At 41.2% G+C, this 20,501-nt stretch carries 13 protein-coding genes; 5 read left to right on the top strand and 8 right to left on the bottom strand.

Going from position 1 to position 20,501, the window contains the following annotated elements; all coding sequences use genetic code 11:
• Positions 1 to 124: 124 nt before the first annotated feature.
• Positions 125 to 1,696, top strand: coding sequence for a DUF262 domain-containing protein (locus FBB35_RS04775; RefSeq protein ID WP_174708695.1), 1,572 nt, complete (start codon positions 125 to 127; stop codon positions 1,694 to 1,696).
• 60 nt (positions 1,697 to 1,756) lie between these two features.
• Here FBB35_RS04775 and uvrA read toward each other — a convergent pair whose 3' ends face one another.
• The gene (gene uvrA / locus FBB35_RS04770; protein ID WP_174708694.1) at positions 1,757 to 4,645 is read right to left on the bottom strand and encodes an excinuclease ABC subunit UvrA; all 2,889 of its coding nucleotides are present in this window, start codon (positions 4,643 to 4,645) and stop codon (positions 1,757 to 1,759) included.
• Between the two features lie 182 nt (positions 4,646 to 4,827).
• On the opposite strand from uvrA, the gene FBB35_RS04765 reads away from it, so the two are divergent.
• The 3 genes from FBB35_RS04765 to FBB35_RS04755 all read left to right on the top strand — a co-directional run bounded on the left by FBB35_RS04765 (position 4,828) and on the right by FBB35_RS04755 (position 6,619).
• On the top strand, positions 4,828 to 5,553 hold the full coding sequence (locus FBB35_RS04765; protein ID WP_174708693.1) for a Uma2 family endonuclease: 726 nt from the start codon (positions 4,828 to 4,830) through the stop codon (positions 5,551 to 5,553).
• A gap of 63 nt (positions 5,554 to 5,616) precedes the next feature.
• On the top strand, positions 5,617 to 6,324 hold the full coding sequence (locus tag FBB35_RS04760) for a Uma2 family endonuclease (protein ID WP_174708692.1): 708 nt from the start codon (positions 5,617 to 5,619) through the stop codon (positions 6,322 to 6,324).
• A gap of 106 nt (positions 6,325 to 6,430) precedes the next feature.
• Positions 6,431 to 6,619: a hypothetical protein gene (locus FBB35_RS04755; protein WP_174708691.1), complete on the top strand. Its 189-nt coding sequence runs from the start codon at positions 6,431 to 6,433 to the stop codon at positions 6,617 to 6,619.
• Positions 6,620 to 6,755: 136 nt separating this feature from the next.
• On the opposite strand, the gene FBB35_RS04750 is transcribed toward FBB35_RS04755, so the two are convergent.
• The 7 genes from FBB35_RS04750 to FBB35_RS04720 form a co-directional block, all read right to left on the bottom strand.
• Positions 6,756 to 10,643: an AAA-like domain-containing protein gene (locus tag FBB35_RS04750; protein ID WP_174708690.1), complete on the bottom strand. Its 3,888-nt coding sequence runs from the start codon at positions 10,641 to 10,643 to the stop codon at positions 6,756 to 6,758.
• A 96-nt stretch (positions 10,644 to 10,739) separates the two neighbouring features.
• Positions 10,740 to 11,363: a type I restriction enzyme HsdR N-terminal domain-containing protein gene (locus FBB35_RS04745; protein ID WP_174708689.1), complete on the bottom strand. Its 624-nt coding sequence runs from the start codon at positions 11,361 to 11,363 to the stop codon at positions 10,740 to 10,742.
• Between the two features lie 73 nt (positions 11,364 to 11,436).
• Positions 11,437 to 13,071 (bottom strand): AAA-like domain-containing protein, encoded by a 1,635-nt coding sequence (locus FBB35_RS04740; RefSeq protein WP_174708688.1) that lies wholly within the window; start codon positions 13,069 to 13,071, stop codon positions 11,437 to 11,439.
• 283 nt (positions 13,072 to 13,354) lie between these two features.
• Positions 13,355 to 14,413: a serine/threonine-protein kinase gene (locus tag FBB35_RS04735; protein ID WP_174708687.1), complete on the bottom strand. Its 1,059-nt coding sequence runs from the start codon at positions 14,411 to 14,413 to the stop codon at positions 13,355 to 13,357.
• A gap of 147 nt (positions 14,414 to 14,560) precedes the next feature.
• Positions 14,561 to 15,454, bottom strand: coding sequence for an alpha/beta fold hydrolase (locus FBB35_RS04730; RefSeq protein WP_174708686.1), 894 nt, complete (start codon positions 15,452 to 15,454; stop codon positions 14,561 to 14,563).
• 251 nt (positions 15,455 to 15,705) lie between these two features.
• Positions 15,706 to 18,354: a tetratricopeptide repeat protein gene (locus tag FBB35_RS04725; protein ID WP_174708685.1), complete on the bottom strand. Its 2,649-nt coding sequence runs from the start codon at positions 18,352 to 18,354 to the stop codon at positions 15,706 to 15,708.
• A 126-nt stretch (positions 18,355 to 18,480) separates the two neighbouring features.
• The gene (locus tag FBB35_RS04720; protein ID WP_174708684.1) at positions 18,481 to 19,365 is read right to left on the bottom strand and encodes a TIR domain-containing protein; all 885 of its coding nucleotides are present in this window, start codon (positions 19,363 to 19,365) and stop codon (positions 18,481 to 18,483) included.
• Positions 19,366 to 19,530: 165 nt separating this feature from the next.
• Between FBB35_RS04720 and FBB35_RS04715 the strand changes: the two genes are divergently transcribed.
• Complete coding sequence (locus tag FBB35_RS04715) at positions 19,531 to 20,310, top strand: MBL fold metallo-hydrolase (RefSeq protein WP_174708683.1); 780 nt, start codon at positions 19,531 to 19,533, stop codon at positions 20,308 to 20,310.
• Positions 20,311 to 20,501: the final 191 nt, after the last annotated feature.

Here is a 20,501-nt window from a genome sequence, read left to right as displayed (position 1 = left end):
GGCGTTTTTTAGTCTCCTCAAACTCACGTTTATTTACATCCCAACGATTTGCCTTATATAAATTGTAATATTTGTAATATATAATAAATTACTAGAACAATTTTATACTTAAACAGTAGCGAACATGGTAAAAGATAGCCCAAAAGTTAGCCTAGATGCACTTATACCTAGAGAAGCATTTGAGGTTCAAGGACAGCAATCTCAAATTATACTCAGTAATATTCCTATGATACAAATTCGTAATTTAGAGCAAAAAGATTTTTTCTATCCATTTTTACGAAAACCCGATTTTCAACGAGAAACCAATGAGTGGGATGCTCAGAAAATATGTGATTTTATTGAAAGTTTTTTAGATGGTGATTTAATACCAGCTGTTATTCTTTGGAGAAGTAATAGTGGTTATTTTTTCGTGATTGATGGCTCACATAGGCTAAGTGCTTTAATAGCGTGGATAAATGATGATTATGGCGATAAAGATATTTCCAATAAATTTTATGATACATACATCACAGAAGAACAAAAAAATGCTGGTCAGGAAGTTAGAACACTAATTAAGAATAAGATAGGCTCTTACCAGGATTATGAATTATCAACACAGCATCTAGACAAAATAGATCAAAAAACACTTGAAAGAGCAAGAAATTTGGGTAGTTTGGGTATCCAACTTCAGTGGGTTGGTGGTGATGCATCTAAAGCAGCAGATTCATTTTTTAACATTAATCAAAAAGCAGCACCTATTAGTCCAACTGAAATGCGTTTATTAAAGGCTAGGAATAAACCCAATGGCGTTGCTGCTCGTGCAATTATGAGAAGTGGTAATGGTCATAAATATTGGTCAGAGTTCTCACAAGAGAAACAAGATAAAATTGAAAAACTAGCTCAAGAAATACATCAACTTATTTTTGAGCCTAAGCTTAAAAATCCTATGAAAACTACAGACGTTCCAATGGTTGGAAATCTATCAACTTCACAGAAAAATGAATTTATCTTAGAATTTGTCAATATAGTTAACAATATAGAAGTAGAAAATGAACTGGATTTAAATGATGATTCAACAGGAGAAAATACTGTAAAATTCTTAACAAATTGTCAAAAATTAGCCCAAAGAATAAATACTAATGATCCTTCATCTCTCGGACTTCATCCACTTGTATATTTCTATACTTACGATAGCCGATATAGGATAGGTTCATTTTATGGTGTTGTTAGCTTGATATTACATCTAGGAAAAACTAAATCTTATGATAAATTTATAAAATGCAGAAAAGATTTTGAATTTCTGATTTGGCAACATGATGATATAGTTCCACAAATTGTAAGTAAAAGTAGTGCAGTCAAGGCACGAGAAAAGGTTAAAGATTTTTATTTGACAATAGTTGAAAAATTAACACAAGGTGTAGATAAAAAAAATGTTGTAAAGGAGATAGTAGCCGAAAAAACTTTTGGTTCATTAAAAATGAAAGCTAGAGTAAACACAAGTGAAACTCAAAGTAAAAATTTTTCACGAGAAACTAAAGCCGCAGCTTTTATTAGAGGTGCTTTACCTAAAATTCAAAGATGTAAAATTTGTGGTGGCTATCTCCACAGCCACTCTATATCTATAGATCACAAAACAAGAAAACAAGATGGTGGCTTAGGTAATTTAGATAATGCACAGTTGACTCACCCATATTGCAATTCAACAGTTAAAAATTAAATAGTCTCAAACTAGAGATAGAATGCTTAGTTTTATGTAATGCACCCTACTTGGGAAAGACTAAGATTTCATCGCCGGATACTGTTTCAAAACTTGCTTTAAATATTGCCCAGTATAAGACCTGGGGTTTTTTGCAACTTCCTCTGGTGTACCTACAGCAATCAATTCTCCTCCTTTGTCGCCACCTTCTGGCCCCAAATCTATTACCCAATCAGAACAACGAATTACATCTAAGTTATGTTCAATTACTAATATTGAATTACCTTTATCTACCAATCGTTGCAACACATCTAATAATTTGTGAACATCGTAAAAAGATAACCCTGTTGTCGGTTCATCTATTAAATAAAGTGTCTTACCTGTGGCGCGTCGAGATAGTTCTGTTGCCAATTTTACCCGTTGCGCTTCACCACCTGATAAGGTAGTCGCAGGTTGTCCTAGTTGGACATAACCCAAGCCGACATCAAATAAAGTTTGCAAACGCGCGATCGCTTTGGGTATATTCTGAAAGAAGTCTAAACTCTCCTCAACTGTCATTCTCAGGACATCAGAGATAGACTTATCTTTGTACTTCACCTGCAAAGTTTCGCGGTTGTATCTGGCACCCTTACAAATTTCGCATTGCACGTAAACATCAGGGAGAAAGTTCATTTCAATCACATTCACACCCTGTCCGCTACAAGCTTCGCAACGTCCACCTTTAACGTTAAAGGAAAATTGTCCGGGTTTGTAACCCCTAGCTTTGGCTTCTACTGTTTGGGAAAATACATCCCGAATCGCATCAAAAATTCCTGTGTAAGTTGCAGGGTTAGAACGTGGTGTGCGTCCAATGGGAGATTGATCGATAACGATCGCTTTATCAATCGCGTTTAATCCCTGAATTTTATCCAAATGTCTGGGTAAGGGAACTTTCTTAGTTAAATGGTGTTGCAGAGATGGATATAGTAATTCGTTAATCAGGGTAGATTTGCCAGAACCAGACACACCAGTGATGGAAACGAGTTTACCTAATGGAATGTCTACATCTATATTTTGTAAATTGTTCCGATGGGCATTTTTAATTCCCAAACTGCGCCCATTTCCTTCTCGGCGTTCTGCTGGTGTGGTAATTACTCGCCTTCCTGATAAATATGCACCCGTCAAGGAATCTTCTGCTGCTAACAACGCCTCAAAATCACCTTGGGCGATTATATTTCCGCCGTGGATTCCTGCACCAGGGCCAATATCAACTATATGGTTGGCTGCACGAATTGTTTCTTCATCGTGTTCAACAACAATTAATGTATTACCCAAATCGCGCAATTTAGTTAAAGTTTTGAGCAACCTGCCATTATCTCGTTGATGCAAACCAATACTCGGTTCATCTAAAACATAGAGAACTCCTGTTAATCCAGAACCAATTTGCGTTGCTAGACGAATTCGTTGGGCTTCGCCACCAGAAAGAGTCATGGCGGGACGGTCAAGAGTGAGATAATCTAAACCGACATCCAACAAAAACTGCAATCTAGCTTTGATTTCTCTCAGAACTAAATCAGCAATTTGTAACTGGCGATCGCTCAACTTAAATTGCTCAATTCTCTCCCGACAATCCCGAATTGATACGGTAGTCAATTCTAAAATTCCATATTGTCCCAACTTCACCGCCAAGGCTTCCGGTTTTAACCGTTTTCCCTTACAAACCTCACACGGTTGATCGATTAAATACTGCTCTAATTTTTGCTTAACTAATTCCGAACCACCCTCATATTGTCGTTGCAAAATTGGAATAGCACCTTTAAAACTCTGCTTTCTCTTTGCCTCTGCGGCTCGTTCATCTTTCTCGCCGAACAAAATAATTTGCTGCTGTTCTTCTGTCAGTTTGACCCAATTTGTCTGTAACTCAAATCCATAAATCTGCCCGACGCTATAGAGTAATTCCAAGTAATAAGAATTATCTTTTTCTGACCAAGGCGCGATCGCAGCATAAACTGGCGCTTCCCAGTCAGGTACAATCAAGTCTGGTGCAAATCTCCTTAAAGTCCCGATGCCATGACAGTGCGGACAAGCACCATAAGGTGAGTTAAAGGAGAACAATCGCGGTGATAGTTCCTCCATTACCGCGCCATGTTCTGGACAAGCAAAGTTTTCGGAAAATACTAATTCTTCTTCTTTCTCTTGTCCATCGTCACCAAGCAAACTCACCAGAATGGCTGCAATACCACCGGATTGCTTGAGACATGTAGAGAGGGAATCAACCAAACGTTCTTGAATATCAGCCTTTTTCACCAAGCGGTCAATTACCACTTCGATGGTGTGGGTAAAATTTTTATCCAATTCAATGGAATCTGACAGTTCGCGGATCTCGCCATTAATCCGCACGCGGACAAAACCTTGAGAAGCCAGACTTGACAAAAGCTTACGGTGTGTGCCCTTCTTTCCCCGAACAACGGGTGCAAGGATTTGGAAGCGGGTGCGATCAGGTAATTCCATGATGCGATCGCACATCTCATCGATTGTCTGGGGTGCAATACAGCGATCGCATATCGGACAATGGGGTTCGCCAGCTCGACCAAACAACAGCCGCAAATAGTCGTAAATCTCTGTCACCGTACCCACAGTGGAACGCGGGTTATGAGACGTAGACTTTTGGTCAATAGAAATTGCTGGGCTTAAGCCTTCAATTGCTTCGACATCCGGCTTATCCAGTTGTCCTAAAAATTGCCGTGCGTAGGCGCTGAGGGATTCTACATAACGACGTTGCCCTTCAGCGAAAATGGTATCAAAGGCTAGGGAAGACTTACCAGAACCAGAAACGCCAGTGAATACGATTAGGCGATTGCGTGGCAATTCCAAGTCAATATTTTTCAGATTATGCTGCCTAGCACCCCGAATCCGAATGGTATTCTGGCTGTTGTGGCTGGGGTACGGAAGATGTCCATTCAAGGATGCTGCTAGCTGTTTGTCTGACATATTGGGCGGCGAAGAAGGAGTTTCTTATGAAACAGTCCTTAATAATACTATCTTTAATTAGTTTATAGTAGAACAATCGTACTGTTTTAGTTAGTTATCGTTCCAGATTCATGGCGCAGACATCCTTAACAGTCTGCTAATTTGGAAGCATCCTGATTAAATATCCTTCTGAGGGCGAAGCTATGGTATCGCAAATCCAACCGCCGACCCAGCCAGAGATCATCTACCTAGATAGTGACGGACAATTAGTTGCTAATAATACCATACAGTTTAGCTGGATTGTAGAAATTAAGCAGAATATCGAGTGGCTATTTGCTGACGATCCAAATGTTTTTGTCGCCGGGGATTTGTTTTGGTATCCGGTAGAGGGACGTAACAAAATCGTTAACGCCCCAGATGTGATGGTGGTATTGGGTAGACCAAAAGGCGATCGCTTGTGCTACCAACAATGGAAAGAAGAGGGAATTGCACCGCAAGTGGTGTTTGAAATTCTTTCTCCCAGCAACACCCAAACTGAAATGGACAAAAAATTACTTTTCTACGATCGCTACAGCGTGGAAGAGTACTACATTTACGATCCTGAGCGAAATAATTTGCATGGATGGTTGCGTGGCGAAGACGGGTTAAATGTCATCCCCCTAATGGAAGATTGGGTCAGTCCTCGGTTAAAAATTCGCTTTGCTCCATCACCAGAAGGTTTGCAGCTATATCGTCCTGATGGAGAAAGATTTTTGAGTTATACAGACATTTCTCGCAACGCCGAACAAGAACGACAACGAGCAGAACAAGCAGAACAAGCCAGAAGAGATGCCATACCCCGATTATTGCAAATGGATTTGAGCATCGAACAGATTGCCCAAGCTTTGGGATTGTCAGTGGAAGAAGTGCGAACCTTTGCTCAGGAGTAACGCCGTGTGCAATTTTTTAATTGGGCTATTAGAAATTGAATTTGTACTTGAAATATTCTGATTATGCTAGCCAATGCAGCCACTCATAATGTCACCTGGGAAAAGTTACCTGATGATTTTGTTTTAGACAACGAGCCAGTGGATAACATTAATCAGCCACTCTTGGCTGCTGCTTTAACAGAAAGCTTGGAACTTGCTGGCAGATTACCCACCGATGCTTTAACCATCACTAACTACAATATCTGCGCCACCTTGAATAATCGATTTGTCGTCAAAGCACCAGATTGGGGATATGTATTATCTATTCGAGTCTCACGAGAAGAAGTGAAGCGCAGTTATATGCCACGACTCCAAGGCGATATTCCCCTAATTGTGATGGAATTTCTCTCAGATACAGAAGGTGGAGAGTATTCTAGTAAACCGACCTATCCCCCTGCTAAATGGTTTTATTATGAGCAGATTTTACAAGTGCCAAACTATGCCATTTTTGAACCAGAGCAAGGAGTGTTAGAAGTTTATCGGCGAGATGATTTAGGATATTATCAACTGCAAACACCAGATGCGAATAATCGTGACTGGATTGTCGAAATGAACTTGTTTTTAGGCGTATGGCAAGGAAGCCGAGAAAACCGCTCAGGTTATTGGTTACGTTGGTGGGATGAAAACGGCGAATTATTACTGTGGGGTTTGGAGTTAGCAGCAAAAGAACGCCAGCGTGCAGAGAGATTAGCCGCTCAGTTAAAAGCGCTGGGAGTCGAACCGGAGGTTTAACTAACTCGGAAGTTCGACCTTTTTACTCGGGCATTCGTGTTCAGAACTCGGAAGTTCGACCTTTTTGCTCGGCCATTGGTGTTCGGAACTCGGAACTTCAGCCTTTTTGCTCGGCTATTCGTGTTCAGAACTCGGAACTTCCACCTTTTTGCTCGGCTATTCGTGTTTGGAACTCGGAACTTCCACCTTTTTGCTCGGCCATTGGTGTTCGGAACGCGAAACTTCGGCCTTTTTACTCGGCTACTGGTATTCGGAACTCGAAACGCCGAGTTTAGAAGTGCGATCGCATCTCTAATTTACCGAGCGATCGCCTCACACTCTATATTTAAACTTAGAATTACCACAGGCTATATCTACAACGGGCGTAGCTGCGGCACCCATCACCTACACTCCTGCTCCTCTGCTCCTCTGCCCCCCTGCTTACCCTCCCCCTACTGCCTTGGACACACCTTAACCGCATTAGGATGACTAATCAAATAACTCTTGAGCCAACTGCAACCCTGTGCTAATAAATCATCAAGATTCAGATTCCACAATTTGATTGTATTATCAGTACTGGCAGAAGCTAAAGTTTTGCCATCTGGGCTGAAAACGACGCCGTAGACCCAACTGCTATGCCCAGTCAGAGTGGTAATTTCTTTGCCTGTGTCCAGATTCCACAATTTGATAGTCTTGTCAAAACTGGCGGAAGCTAAAGTATTGCCATCGGGGCTGAAGACGACGCTGATTACCCCATTACTATGTCCAGTTAGAGTAGTAATTTCTTTGCCCGTATCTAAATTCCACAATTTGATAGTCTTGTCAGAACTGGCAGAAGCTAAAGTTTTGCCATCAGGGCTGAAGACGACGCAATTGACTGCATCACTATGCCCAGTCAGAGTGGTAATTTCTTTACCCGTGTCCAAATTCCATAATTTGATGGTCTTGTCAGAACTGGCGGAAGCTAAAGTTTTACCATCAGGGCTGAATACCACCCTATAAACCTCATTGCTATGCCCAGTCAGAGTGGTAATTTCTTTACCCATGTCCAAATTCCATAATTTGATGGTCTTGTCAGAACTGGCAGAAGCTAAAGTTTTGCCATCGGGGCTAAAGGCGACGCTGTAGACCGCATTGCTATGCCCAGTCAAAGTGGTAATTTCTTTACCCGTCTCCCAATTCCACAATTTGATAGTCCCGTCGACACTAGCGGAAGTTAAAGTTTTTCCATTCGGGCTGAAAACGGCGCTGTAGGCCGCATTGCTATGCCCAGTCAAAGTGGTAATTTCTTTGCCTGTGTCCAGATTCCACAATTTGATGGTCTTGTCAGAACTGGCAGAAGCTAAAGTTTTTCCATTCGGGCTAAAGGCGATGCTGATTACCCCATTGCTATGCCCAATCAGAGTGGTAATTTCTTTACCCATGTCCAGATTCCAAAATTTGATACTCCCGTCGGCACTAGCGGAAGCTAAAGCTTTGCCATCGGGGCTAAAGGCGACGCTGAAGACCTCATTGCTATGCCCAGTCAGAGTGGTAATTTCTTTGCCCGTGTCCAGATTCCACAATTTGATAGTCCTGTCAAAACTGGCGGAAGCTAAAGTTTTGCCATTCGGGCTGAACACCACACTTACGACCTCATTGCTATGCCCAGTCAGAGTGGTAATTTCTTTGCCCATGTCCAGATTCCACAATTTGATAGTCCTGTCAAAACTGGCGGAAGCTAAAGTTTTGCCATCCGGGCTGAACACCACACTGTTGACCCAATTGCTATGCCCAGTCAGAGTGGTAATTTCTTTGCCCGTGTCCAGATTCCACAATTTGATGGTCTTGTCAGAACTGGCAGAAGCTAAAGTTTTGCCATCCGGGCTGAACACCACACTGTTGACCGCATCGCTATGCCCAGTCAGAGTGGTAATTTCTTTGCCCGTATCCAAATTCCACAATTTGATAGTCCTGTCACGACTGGCAGAAGCTAAAGTTTTGCCATCCGGGTTGAACACAACACTGTTGACCGCATCGCTATGCCCAGTCAGAGTGGTAATTTCTTTGCCCGTATCCAAATTCCACAATTTGATAGTCCTGTCACGACTGGCAGAAGCTAAAGTTTTGCCATCCGGGCTGAACACGACACTGTTGACTAAATCGCTATGCCCAGTCAGAGTGATAATTTCTTTGCCAATCTCCCGATTCCATAATTTGATGGTCTTGTCAAAACTAGCGGAAGCTAAAGTTTTGCCATCCAGGCTGAACACCACACTTGCGACCGCATTGCTATGCCCTTCCAGACGATTTTGTTCATGAATATTAGATAGAATTCTCTGTAAGCTAAATAAAAAGCTGTATGCTGGATAGTCTGCTAAAAATTGTTTATCCTTAACCAAACTTTTTAATGTTCTTGCTGCCTGCATTGCTAACAGCAGAGCATCAATTTCGTTTGAATCAAACAGTCGCAATGCATTTGTTCCGTCTTGTTCCAATCGGGTAGCCGTTAAAGCAATTGTGCGGGCATTAACTGCCGCATTCAGAGCAATTTGAGCCTGCTTTTGTTCTTGCCTTGCCCGATTTAAATCTGCAACAGCTTTTTGACGCTGCTGTTGTGCCTCTTGCCGTTGTTGAATTGCTTGGTTTGCCTGTACTTCAGCTTGACTAGCCTTTGCGCTAGCTGCTGCCACTTTGTTTTGGGCTAGTTTCAGGTTTTGCTGTGCCTGATTCACTTCGACATTTGCAGCATTCAGTTTTGAAGTTGCGTTACCAAGATTCTGTTTTGCCTGTGCAGCTTGTTCGGATATTTTTTTATTGTCTGCCGATATTTGCTGATTATCTTGCTTAGTTGCTGTGGTTTCTGTTTTTGCTTTTTCTAATTCACTTTGAGCATTATCTGTTTCTGTCCTTGCTGTTCGTGCTTGCCCTAATTGATATTGAGCAAATATTAATGATGCAACTGCCCCCAGCACAGTCAGTCCTAACACTAAAGAACCAATACGAATACGTTGATTAGCTTTGTGGTTCGCCTCTGCTAAAACTTGCTTTGCCTGTTCCTCTGCTTCCAGCCTTTTCTGCACATCGCGCTTTGCTAACTCTTGGCTAGCAGCTAAAAACCGATAGTCCAAGTCACTCAAACTTTTACCGACTGCCCATTCTTGAGCATCATGCAAAGTCTTTCCCCGCAACAAACGCGACTCTTCTTGACGTTCCGACTCAGCCCAGGCATTAAATGTATCGGAGTAGGGGCGCAAGTTTGCTAAAATCTTTTTGCACCATTCCTGTTTAAACACCTCTGCATAAATCCGGTTATAAACTCGCAGTTTCCCCTCTCGCTTCACCACTAACCCCGTCAACCGTAGTTCCGTTTGTTCAGCACTATCATCAGTTGCTATCTCTCCTTGCTGCAAAATCTGCTGATACAATCCCAATAATCGCCCAGTCCGCTGTTCTCCACTCTGCAAAATTCTGTCTCGAATCGTCTTCAAATGCTCAGGCTCATCTTGCGTCTCCCAATTCTCAATAATCCCCTCGCGTACCAACTCTTCCACCCAGTCCCTAATCTCTATTCCCCAATTCCTAGTCTCCAGTCCCCCCTGCACCAGTAACTTACAAACTTTTTGCGTCAAAAACGGCTGTCCTCCCGTCCAATCCAGCACTACCTGCATCAACTCTTGAGAATCACCCACTTCTGCCAATCCCTGTGCCAAGGGTTGCGCCTCTCGGAGTTGAAAGCCAGTTAAATCAATTGCCTGTCCAATATTAAAAGGTGTCCGGCGTTTGTCTTGAATCAAATCTGAAGGCGTAGATACTCCAATCAAAGCAAAGGTGAGGCGATTATATTCAGGATGGTCTGCTCGTCGGTTATAGCAATCGCGGATAACTGCAAAAAAATCATCCAAGTTGAATGAAAGACTTAGAATGCTGTCAATTTCATCAATAAAAACAACAATCTTTTCAGTAATTTTTTGAAGTAAAATCGTTTCAATAAACTTGCTAAAGTGCTGTACTGGTGATAGCAAACCGTTATCAGTCCACCAAGTATCTAAATCAAAATTTGTATAAATATTAAAACTTCCCACCAGAGTATCAATCACCCCGGCATACCACTGTTCTGGGGTAATATCTGCCGTCCCAATAGCTGTAATATCAACAACGGCACAAGCAAATCCCTCTGTTTGCAACTGCTGCATCACCTGCACCCGCAAGCTAGATTTCCCCATCTGCCGAGAATTGAGTACATAACAAAAATCCCCAGCCTTCAAGCCTTCATAGAGGTCATGGTCAGCTTGCCGTCTAACATAAGTTGGTGCATTTTGAGGCAGACTACCACCGACTTGATATTGGTACTGGGTCATAAACAATTAAAAATTCACTCATTCAAAATTATGAAATCCAAGCTAGTTTGGTCTTGGGATGGTGTGTTAGCCAATGGTATAACACACCCAACAACATTACGAATTACGAATTAAATGAGCTAGGCGCTTTAAAACTTTCAAGACAATATATATGTCATCACGACTATCTAAAGCAAACAAATCAGATAGAGCATATTGCGGAGTTTCAGTTTTTAGCAGTTTGATAAATCTAAATTCATTACCATTGGTGACAAACCCAAAAACAGGTTTAGCCGAAGTTGCATCTGCCAACATATAAGCCAACGCTTGCGGAATTGCTGGCACTAAGGAGTAATCTGCTCGTTTTGCCTCAATAACGAGAACCCAAAGTGGAGGATGGAACACCAAGATGTCAATACGTCCTCTAATAATCATGCCTTCGTCTTCGGAAGAAATTCTGACCTCTTGTTCTGAGGCGATGTAGAAAGGCGGTTGATAAAAACCTGCTAGGCGCAATAGTGGAGATAGCACTACCATTTTGACTACAGGTTCCAAAATAGGATATTTCGATAGATGCAAATATTCTGTCTTAACTTCGTTGAGAGATTGTTTTTCTAAATCACTCAACTCAGGTAAATCTTGCTGCCACTCTGAAAAAAAAAGTTCGTCTGCAAGGTGTAGACCAAATTCATCGATGAGTTGGGCTAGGGTGATATCTTTTCCTTGAATAAGTAGAACCATTTTTGAGCCTTTTAGTTAAATGGTAATTGCAGATGAAAGTATTTCAGGTCTTCCTAATGTACTTTTTTAATTTTTAATTCCCAAGCGATCGCCCAAAATATTGACGATACAATTTACACAGTGGCACTACTTGATTACCTTGAAACTTAACTAGCCCCATACTGCGGAGTTTAAACCCTTCAGTTGTGCCTACATCCACGGCGCGATTTGCTGTCATCACTTGTTTCACCGCCGCTAGCAATTCTGCATCCTCTTGCAAATTCAGCCAATGGCGGCGTAAATGGTCGCTGTAAAGGCCTTCCTCGGTTGCCGCGATTTTTTGCAGATTTTCCAGCGTCATCCTACTACGAGCAATTTCATAAAGCGCTACCCGCACTAAATAAGGATGACCACCGACGAGTGTCATTAATTCTTCAATTTGTGATTCAGGCCAATTGAGTCCGTGACGCTGTACCAAGTTTTGTACTTGTATTTTATTTAAGTCTGGCAACTCAATGGGTAAGCCGACATTAAAAGGCGACTGATTAATATTGAGCGGTATATAAACTTCCTTAGAATGCACAATCACCAACCGGAGATTTTTCCAAACTGTCTCATTCTTTGACCGTTCATGCCAAGCTCGTAGTAATCCAAAAAAATCAGCCGCAATTGTGGGATGCTTAAAGACTTCATCGACTTCATCCAAACCCAAAGCTATGGGGTTATTAATGGCGGGTAATAAATACCGTTGAAAGTAATTTGTACATTTATTCTTACTACCTAAAACACCCTTCCAATACTCGTCTAGCTTCTCTGGTAGATTCAGTTCGTAAGTAATGCTGGCACAGAACCACTGCAAAAACTGATCTAAATTGGCGAGAAATTCTGCATCGGCTGACTGGAAATTTACGGGTGCTGTCTGATAGCTATGTTGACTAGCATGATGGAGAACCCGCGACATGAGCGAAGTTTTGCCCATCTGTCGGGGAGCTTTGATGCGAATTAAGGCCCCTGGTTGGAGAATTGCTTCATAACAGTCTACCTCAATAGGCGATCGCTCGACATAAAAAGCAGAGTTTAGAGATACCTGCCCTTCTGGATTTTCTAAGGTGACTAATGGTTTTATCTCGGTATCTAGAATAGTTTCGTTCGCAGAGATATTACCTTGGGGATTGTTCCGACTTTTCAGCACTGGGGTGGAAGATTCTGGAATACTTTCTAAGTCAATAGCGCTACAGCCAAACTCGTAAGCATCCTCATAAGACCTATCAGCGCCCAGTGCATCATAAAAGCCTACCGCAAATTTAATTGCGGCGCGATCGCCAATTGCCCGATTCATCCCAACCACACAGTTAATGTGTTGGTAAATAGCCTCAGCTTGCACCTCGCTGTAACAGGCATTTAATAATATACACTCAACTTTGTCTTTAAATAATTTAAATAGCCTTGCCAGTGACTCTGTACTCACTAGCTGCATTTGCCCTGTATTATTTTCCAAGGCTAAACCTTGATTTCCTCCACCATGTCCTGAAAAATGGATGATATGAGGATTATGATCTAAAAGCGCACGCCGCAAATCGTCAGGCCGCACTGCCCATTTAGTAATCAGTTCAAACTTATCTCGGCTGCGAGAGCGTTGCAACCCTTCCTGAATTTCCCTTACTTCCTCGTCCAAGCGGAGTTTGTCTGTCGTTGTGGGATTAGCTGACACAATCAGGATTTTTTTCACAGCGCTATCAACTATTGAATGCAGGCTTCTGGCTTAGATGTAGTTTACTACAGCAGATAACTACACAATTACTGATAGTGCATTACCGTTAACGAGTATTTGAACTGGATTCATCCACCTCTGAACTCCGTTGACGAGTGTTTAATACTCGTGAAAATGACAACAATTTTCACAAGCGTGGAATACACATAATTTTAGGGGCACAATATATTGTGCCCCTACTCATCTAGTCTATTCAATTGGAAACGACTGTAATCTTTAGCCAGATGCAACCTAATTAATCTTAATTTCCGGTTTTTTGTTGACAACTTGCTTTGAAATCCAAGCTTTGACATTCTCTTGCTTCCAGCAATTGCCTAACCGCACTACCAGGCTGACAACTCATCAAAGTTGCCCCCATCACAGCCAGTGTAATAACAGTGGCTAGTCCCAGCACTGTAGCTCGTTTTATAGGTTTGATTGTACTGATTAAATTATCTATTCCAGTGTCAGTACCAACAACCTCAATTGGCTCAAGTGCTTTTAAAGCAATAGCCGCATTAGCATAGCGACGGTTTCGGTTACGTTCCACCATTGTCATTAACCACCACCGAAAACGCGGGCTGATTTGAGGAACTAATTGCTGGAAATTAAAGCGGTAGTTATCATCAATTAATTTTCCAATATCAACAGAACGGGTATTAGTAAGTAAGCAAATTAGTGTTGCTCCCAAACTATATAAATCTGATGCCTCAGTCAGGGAATGACCAAACTGTTCTTCTGGTGGCATAAAACCTGGGGTTCCTGCGACAAAGCTGCTAAGAGCTATTTTTGCACCCTGTATCCTAGCTAATCCAAAATCAACTAAATAAGCATTTAGTTGCTCATCAACCAAAATATTCTCTGGTTTGATATCCCGATGAATAATTGGCGGAACTTGCTTTTGTAGATAAACCAAAAGCTCTAAAATTGACAGAGCAATTTGCTTAATCTCTTCTGGATGAAAGCTGTTTTTTAAGCCTAAAGATGGGGCATTTTTATGTTCCTGCACCAGATAAAAAGCCCCTGGTATTTCAAAAGAATCTATATAGTGAGGGATGCGAGAATGATTGAGTTGCTGCAAAATTTCGATTTCGCGCTGATATGCTTTCACACCTGACAAATCAGCATCAACCCGAGCAAAACAAAACTCTTTAATCACTACCTGTTGCTTAGAATTGAGAACATTAGCTAAGTAAGTAATTCGTCCCCCTTCTCGGTTGCGTCCTAGTTCGCTGATAACTTGATAGCCTTGTTGAGAAAAATCTGGATGGTGATTTGAGGGAATTACCTCTTTATGTCCATTACGCACATCAAGCTCCATTACAAACCATACGAGTTATATTCTGTCAAGATGCAATTAGAAAGATTAAGAGCCACTCACCCAGATTTTTAGCCCCATTTCTACTCTGCATGGGCCAAGACGCATTGACAGAAAGTCTCTTTGCATTTGCGTCTTGGCATGAAATTACTAATTTTGCGTTAGCCAATCGATAATCTGGGCATTGACAACATCTGGAACTTCATCGTGCGGACAATGACCGGCATTCGGAATGGGAACTATTTTGATTTCTTTGCCATTCTCACGCGCCTCTTCGTAAATCTTTGCCCCAGTAATTGGTGTCCAGGGATCATCAGCACCCCAAATTACTAATAGAGGACGTTCTACCTTGGGCAGTAGTTCCTCTGGGCTTGGGCCAGGAGGGGCTGTGAGAATGGAAGCGAAGACTTGTTGCGCTCCTGGGTCGCAAGAGGGAGTATAAAGTAAATCGACTAATTCATCAGTGACGGCTTGGCGATCGCGGTAAACTTGGTAGAGGGTACGGCGAATTTGGGCTTTTTGGCGGATGCGGTTATAGACAAATTTACCTGTAATTGGCGATCGCACAAACCGATTAAAAGCTGCCATCACAACACGTAACGGCGGGTTCAATTCGTGGGGACGATGACTCAACCCACCCGCAGAGTTAATCAAAATACCACCAGCAGCAATTTCTGGATGTTCTACCAGTACAATCAAGCTCAAAAGTGCGCCGATGGAGTTGCCAATAAATACAGCAGGTTCATGTATGTGTGCTGTGCAAAAATCTTTTAGCAGTTCCACCCAAACTTCCACACTGTAATCAATAGGCGCTTTATCGGAACCGCCAAAGCCTAAAAGGTCTATGGCAAATACCTGGTAGCCAGCATTAGCTAAAACTGGGATATTTTTGCGCCAGTGCCCAATGGAAGCACCGAAGCCGTGAACCAGTACCAGAGGTCGTCCTGTGCCCATGACAGTGTACTGAATTTTGTAGCCCTGCCAAGTCCAAAAGAATTTTTCAAAAGCGTCTTGAGTTGCAAGCTGCTGTGTACTTACAGTCATTATTAAGATTAATAAAGTATTGTTTTTATGCTAATGTATCCCACTCCAGGAATTCCAGACAAAATGCTATTGTTAAACCAATTCGAGTTTATTACGAGCAGATCCACAAGCAGCGTATCACCCGCTACGCATGAAATAAAAACTTTTTCTTTCCCTACATGCGTGTTTCTCAGAGCAATCAGCCAGTTTATTGAAGAAACTCCGCCTGAAATTAACTTCAAATCTTATTTATTTTTATAGTGGTAAGAAAATTAATTGCACAATTTTAAGAGGATTTTGTTACTAGGGGCAATAGCAAGCGCACGCTTGCAATAAACCTGTGCTTCTTCAAGTTGCCCTTGTTTTTTAAGTAACTTAATCAACTCTGGAGTTACAATTTCCAAACCCTGATGATTCTTGATACTTTCATTAATGACAAAACTTTTTTCGAGTTCAGTGGTTGCTTGCTGAGGTTCTCCGTGTGCTATCAAGGCTTTACCCATAGCTGCATGTACCATTGCCAAACCTATTTTATCCCCCAGTTGTTCCTTAATCGCAGCACTGCGCTTTAGTGCGTCCATTGCTTCCTGAAATTGCCCTTGCCGACGCAGCAGTAAAGTACCTAAATCATTGAGTATCTTTGCTAAACCAGGTTGGTTGCCCAGTTTCTCATCAATTACAGCACTACGCTTGAAGGCATCTACAGCTTCATCAAATTGTCCTAACCGTCGCATAACTCTCCCGATACTGTGGAGTACCATTGCCAGACCATGTTCGTCGCCCAATTGTTGGCGGATTGTATAGCTGCGCTGAAGAATTTTCAAAGCTTCTTCGTAGCGTTCCTGCCGTTGCAGCACTCCACCCAAACTTGTGAGTACCCTTGCCAAACCACGTTGATTGCATAATTGCTCCTCAATAGCTGCACTCTGCTGGAGTACCTCTACAGCCTCATCAAAACGCCTCTGCTGCTCCAATACACCACCCAAACTGTTGAGTACCATTGCCAAATGTTTTTGATTGCCGAGTTTTTCACCAATCGCTGCACTACGCTTGAAGGTATCCACAGCTTCATCAAATCGCCCTTGTCGTTGCATAACCCCGCCCAACATATTGAGCCACATTGCCTCATAAAGCTGACGGGTATTTGGTGGAGATATGTTGTCCAAAATGTCTGCAATGGGAGCAAGTATTTCTTGAGCTTGTAACAATTTGCCAAGTTGACATAAGTATTTTGCTTGTTGAATACGAAATCGGACAACGATATCCCACTCCCCAAGGCGTTCTGCCAATAATTGAAATCCTGATATCAGTTCAACTGCTTGCTGCCAGTATCCATACTTTTCAAAAAAGGGCAACATGCAGAAAGCAAAATCGTATTTAGGAATTTCCTGTTCGTGGTACCACTTAGCAGCCTCCATAATGTCGCCTAGCTCTTTTTTAAAAATAGATTTAACTTTGAGATTTTTTGAATTTAAGTTTGTCAGCCTTTCTAATCCACGATAAAACTCTGCCCTCCCAGCTTCAGCCTTTAGTTTCAATATTGAATCAGCACTTAATATTTCCCCAGCAAATAAGCGAATGAGTGGGTGCAGTACATATAAGTTATCTCCCTTATCTGCTCCATTAAGCAGCGAAAGCTGGCATAAATAATTCAGTTGGCGTTGAGCAGTTGCTTTGTTGCAATTGGCTACTGCTCTAGCTGCATAAACAGAAAAACCACCTTCTCTACAAACACTCAAGCAAGCAAAAAACTTAATTGTTTCTTTCTCTAACAGTTTTAGACTTAACTCAAAGGAGGCTCTAACATCCAAATGCTCAAGTTTTAACAGGTCTAATCGAGTTTTTTCTTCGCGTAATGAAGCCGCGTAATTAGCAAGTGTGATTTTATTTTGCAGATGTAAAGTTGCACCTGCTATTGTCAATGCTAGAGGTAAATTCCCTACGAGCTTAATAATTTCTTGAGCCGAATTTTTCTCAGCTACTACACGTTCTGCTGCAAACTTTTCGAGTAAGTTCAAGGCATCTTCAGTCGAAAGTGGAAAAAGTTGAATTTGACTTCTAAATGGAATTCCTAGGGAAAATAATAAACCTTTATTACGTGCAGTAATAATAACAGAACATTTATCTGAGGGTGGAATTAGGGCTTTTATTTTATCTGTTTCCGCATTATCAAAAATTAGTAAGATCCGTCGTTGTGCAAATACTTTTTGCATGATATAGGCTGCTCCTCGCTGCCGATCTTCTGGTTTTATTTTTTCTTGATAAAAACCAGCAAATTCCTGAGCGATTTTGTTCATATCTAAGCCATCTACCCTTAGACAAATAACACCATCAGGAAAGTCTTCTTTATGTAATTCGGCAAATTGGCAAGCTAGGGCTGTCTTACCCACACCCGGAGTACCTGATATCCCAACTACACCATATCTTTGCTGTCCTTTACTTTTGATGAGCCAGTTTTCTAAACAAGTTAAATCTTGCTCTCTACCAGTAAAGATCCAGGTATCATGCGATGGTATATGATATGAGTAATCAGATGGTGTTATAGTACCTTCAAAGGCTAATTGAGATATTTGTGGAATATTTTGATTTTTGGAAGAATGCCATGTTCGCCATTTATTAAGAACAAGCTCTATAAAATTAATCTCTTCTACATTTAAAGAATCGTCTATTTTAAGATGTTCTAGCAAAAGTACTAAACCTAAAAGTTCTGAATCTTCAACTAGCTCATAATCCTTTGTGAGAACAGCTAAAAGGTGGACGACAAAATTATCTAATGTTTTATCAAAAATAATTGAGCTACAATAATCTTCTAAATCACAGATGGAAAGAAAGTCATTCCGATCATCAGCAGTTTGAAATTGTGGAATTCTCTTTAAAATCGCTCGTAGTTGAAAATTTTCTTTAGCATCAATAAATTTCATTGATATTCCTTTAAATTCTTTGGACTCTCCAAATAAAAATATTTTCTAAATCCGTTAATTCAGCCTCTGTTTAGGTATCCATAGTAGATAAAAGTTGCTGCCTGACGAAATCAAGCGATCGCCAATTTAATAAATCGGTTTATTTGCTGCTTGTTCAATTTGCTTACAAATGTTAACCAATACTTCATCTTGCTCTGCCGAACTCAAGCTCTTTAGTGGTTTAGAAGTGTTATGTGCTGCCTGATAAGCAGTAATTTCTGTTGGCACATCACAAGCGCTCAAATATATCCAAATGAGTTTCAGTTGTCCTTGTTTAGCAGCTTCAAGTAGTGGTGGTAGTTCATGCTCGGCAATAAAGTCAGATCCTAAAAAATCTGCACTCACAATTAATACAGCGACTTTTGCTGCTGCTAAGGCATTATTGATTTCATCTCTCCATAAAGAGCCTGCTGTAATTTTTGTGTCATCCCAAACTGAGATTATTTGTTTTCGCAATAATGGTTTGAGTACAATCTGAAGTCTATCCAACCATGCTTTGTCTTTGTGGCTGTAACTAATAAAGACTCGCTCGCGTTCTACTATAGAGTTAGGCTGTTGTGGTTGAACCAAAACAGTATCTATGTCTTGGGTTAACTCAATCTTACTAGCATTTTTCAAGGCTTTAAAGTTCTCCTGACCTTCCTTAAAAAGCCGGTTGAATAGGGTCATATCTTCGTCAGACAGACTTAAAAATTCTGCAAGTTCGCACAAGTGTTCTAAGAGATTAACCATTGGATGATAATCTGGCCGTCTGCTGTCAAAACGGTATCTTCTAAATTCTGCAACTAAAGCCTGAGCTAAGATTTTGGGTTGTGACTCTAGTCTTAAGTTGCTAATGAATGCTGAATGGATGCCAGCATTATCCAGAAGACTGTAGCGATCGCTTACTGTATTGTTTTGTATTAGCACTTGTATCAGTGCCCTAGTTAACGGTACAACGTCCTTTTGCTCTAAAAATACTTCTGGCTTCATTTTTTTCTTCTAAATGCCGTCTAGCTCTGATTTTATATCAAGTCTGGATAATCACTATTGATTAAAATCTCTCCGTGTCATCCTTAATGATCGGTTATGTGTATACATCCGCAAGAAAGCTGAAACAATTGATAATGAAGATAGTCGTTATCTTCACAAAATTTTATGTTCTTAACTTGGTTTGACAGCAACTCTTGGTTACTGGAAATTGGTGGGAAAAGAATACTGATTGACCCTTGGCTGGTTGGTTCGTTAATTTTCAGCAATTTGGATTGGTTATTTAAAGGTTCGCGATCGCAAAATCGCCCAATACCAGATAATATTGATTTGATCCTTCTGTCTCAGGGTTTAGAAGACCACGCTCACCCCCCAACGCTTCAGGTACTCGACCACAACATCAAGGTTGTAGCCTCTCCCAATGCAGCCAAGGTAGTACAGCAGTTAGGTTATACCCAAGTAACTACTCTTGCTCATTGTGAAACTTTCACTTTAAATAATCAAGTTGAAATCAAAGCTTTTCCCGGTTCGCCCATTGGCCCCACTTTGATAGAAAATAGTTATCTTCTCAAAGAATTGGAAAGTGGTTTAACTGTATACTACGAGCCTCACGGTTATCATTCTCCACAACTTCAGCAAGCTACACCCATCGATGTAGTGATTACACCGTTTATTGACATGACGTTGCCTTTGCTTGGGCCAATTATTAAAGGCAAAAATAGTTCTTTAGAATTAGTAAAGTCGTTACAGCCTCAAATAATATTACCTACGGCGGCTGGTGGTGATGTGGCGTTTGAGGGATTGCTGATGAAACTAATTCAGACTAAAGGAACTGCTGAAGAATTTCGTTCGTTACTTGAGAAAAACAATCTTTCGACGCAGGTACTTGAGCCAAAACCAGGCGATCGCTTTGAACTACCATTAGAAAAACGAGCATTAGCAATCTAAATCAGAATGTGAAAAGTTCGCAGCAACTACTCTTACAGAACGCCCCAGGCAATCTGTAGGGTAGGTGCAAAGATGCAAAAATCAATTCATCCTTCGATTCAGCAATGCTGATAATTGCTGTACTCCCCGACTCCCGCAATATTACTTAAGTAAGACATAAGGTAAAAAAATCTAAAAATCAACCGGAAATA

The sequence above is a fragment of the Nostoc sp. TCL240-02 genome (assembly GCF_013343235.1).
Lineage (GTDB): Bacteria > Cyanobacteriota > Cyanobacteriia > Cyanobacteriales > Nostocaceae > Nostoc.
Note: the sequence above shows the minus strand (reverse complement) of the source record. Positions and strands in the feature narration are given on the sequence as shown.

Excerpts from the sequence above, each read along its gene's own strand:
- FBB35_RS04775 (WP_174708695.1), top strand. The coding sequence starts at position 125 with ATGGTAAAAGATAGCCCAAAAGTTAGCCTAGATGCACTTATACCTAGA.
- uvrA (WP_174708694.1), bottom strand. The coding sequence starts at position 4,645 with ATGTCAGACAAACAGCTAGCAGCATCCTTGAATGGACATCTTCCGTAC.
- FBB35_RS04765 (WP_174708693.1), top strand. The coding sequence starts at position 4,828 with ATGGTATCGCAAATCCAACCGCCGACCCAGCCAGAGATCATCTACCTA.
- FBB35_RS04760 (WP_174708692.1), top strand. The coding sequence starts at position 5,617 with ATGCTAGCCAATGCAGCCACTCATAATGTCACCTGGGAAAAGTTACCT.
- FBB35_RS04750 (WP_174708690.1), bottom strand. The coding sequence starts at position 10,643 with ATGACCCAGTACCAATATCAAGTCGGTGGTAGTCTGCCTCAAAATGCA.
- FBB35_RS04745 (WP_174708689.1), bottom strand. The coding sequence starts at position 11,363 with ATGGTTCTACTTATTCAAGGAAAAGATATCACCCTAGCCCAACTCATC.
- FBB35_RS04735 (WP_174708687.1), bottom strand. The coding sequence starts at position 14,413 with ATGGAGCTTGATGTGCGTAATGGACATAAAGAGGTAATTCCCTCAAAT.
- FBB35_RS04730 (WP_174708686.1), bottom strand. The coding sequence starts at position 15,454 with ATGACTGTAAGTACACAGCAGCTTGCAACTCAAGACGCTTTTGAAAAA.
- FBB35_RS04725 (WP_174708685.1), bottom strand. The coding sequence starts at position 18,354 with ATGAAATTTATTGATGCTAAAGAAAATTTTCAACTACGAGCGATTTTA.
- FBB35_RS04720 (WP_174708684.1), bottom strand. The coding sequence starts at position 19,365 with ATGAAGCCAGAAGTATTTTTAGAGCAAAAGGACGTTGTACCGTTAACT.
- FBB35_RS04715 (WP_174708683.1), top strand. The coding sequence starts at position 19,531 with ATGTTCTTAACTTGGTTTGACAGCAACTCTTGGTTACTGGAAATTGGT.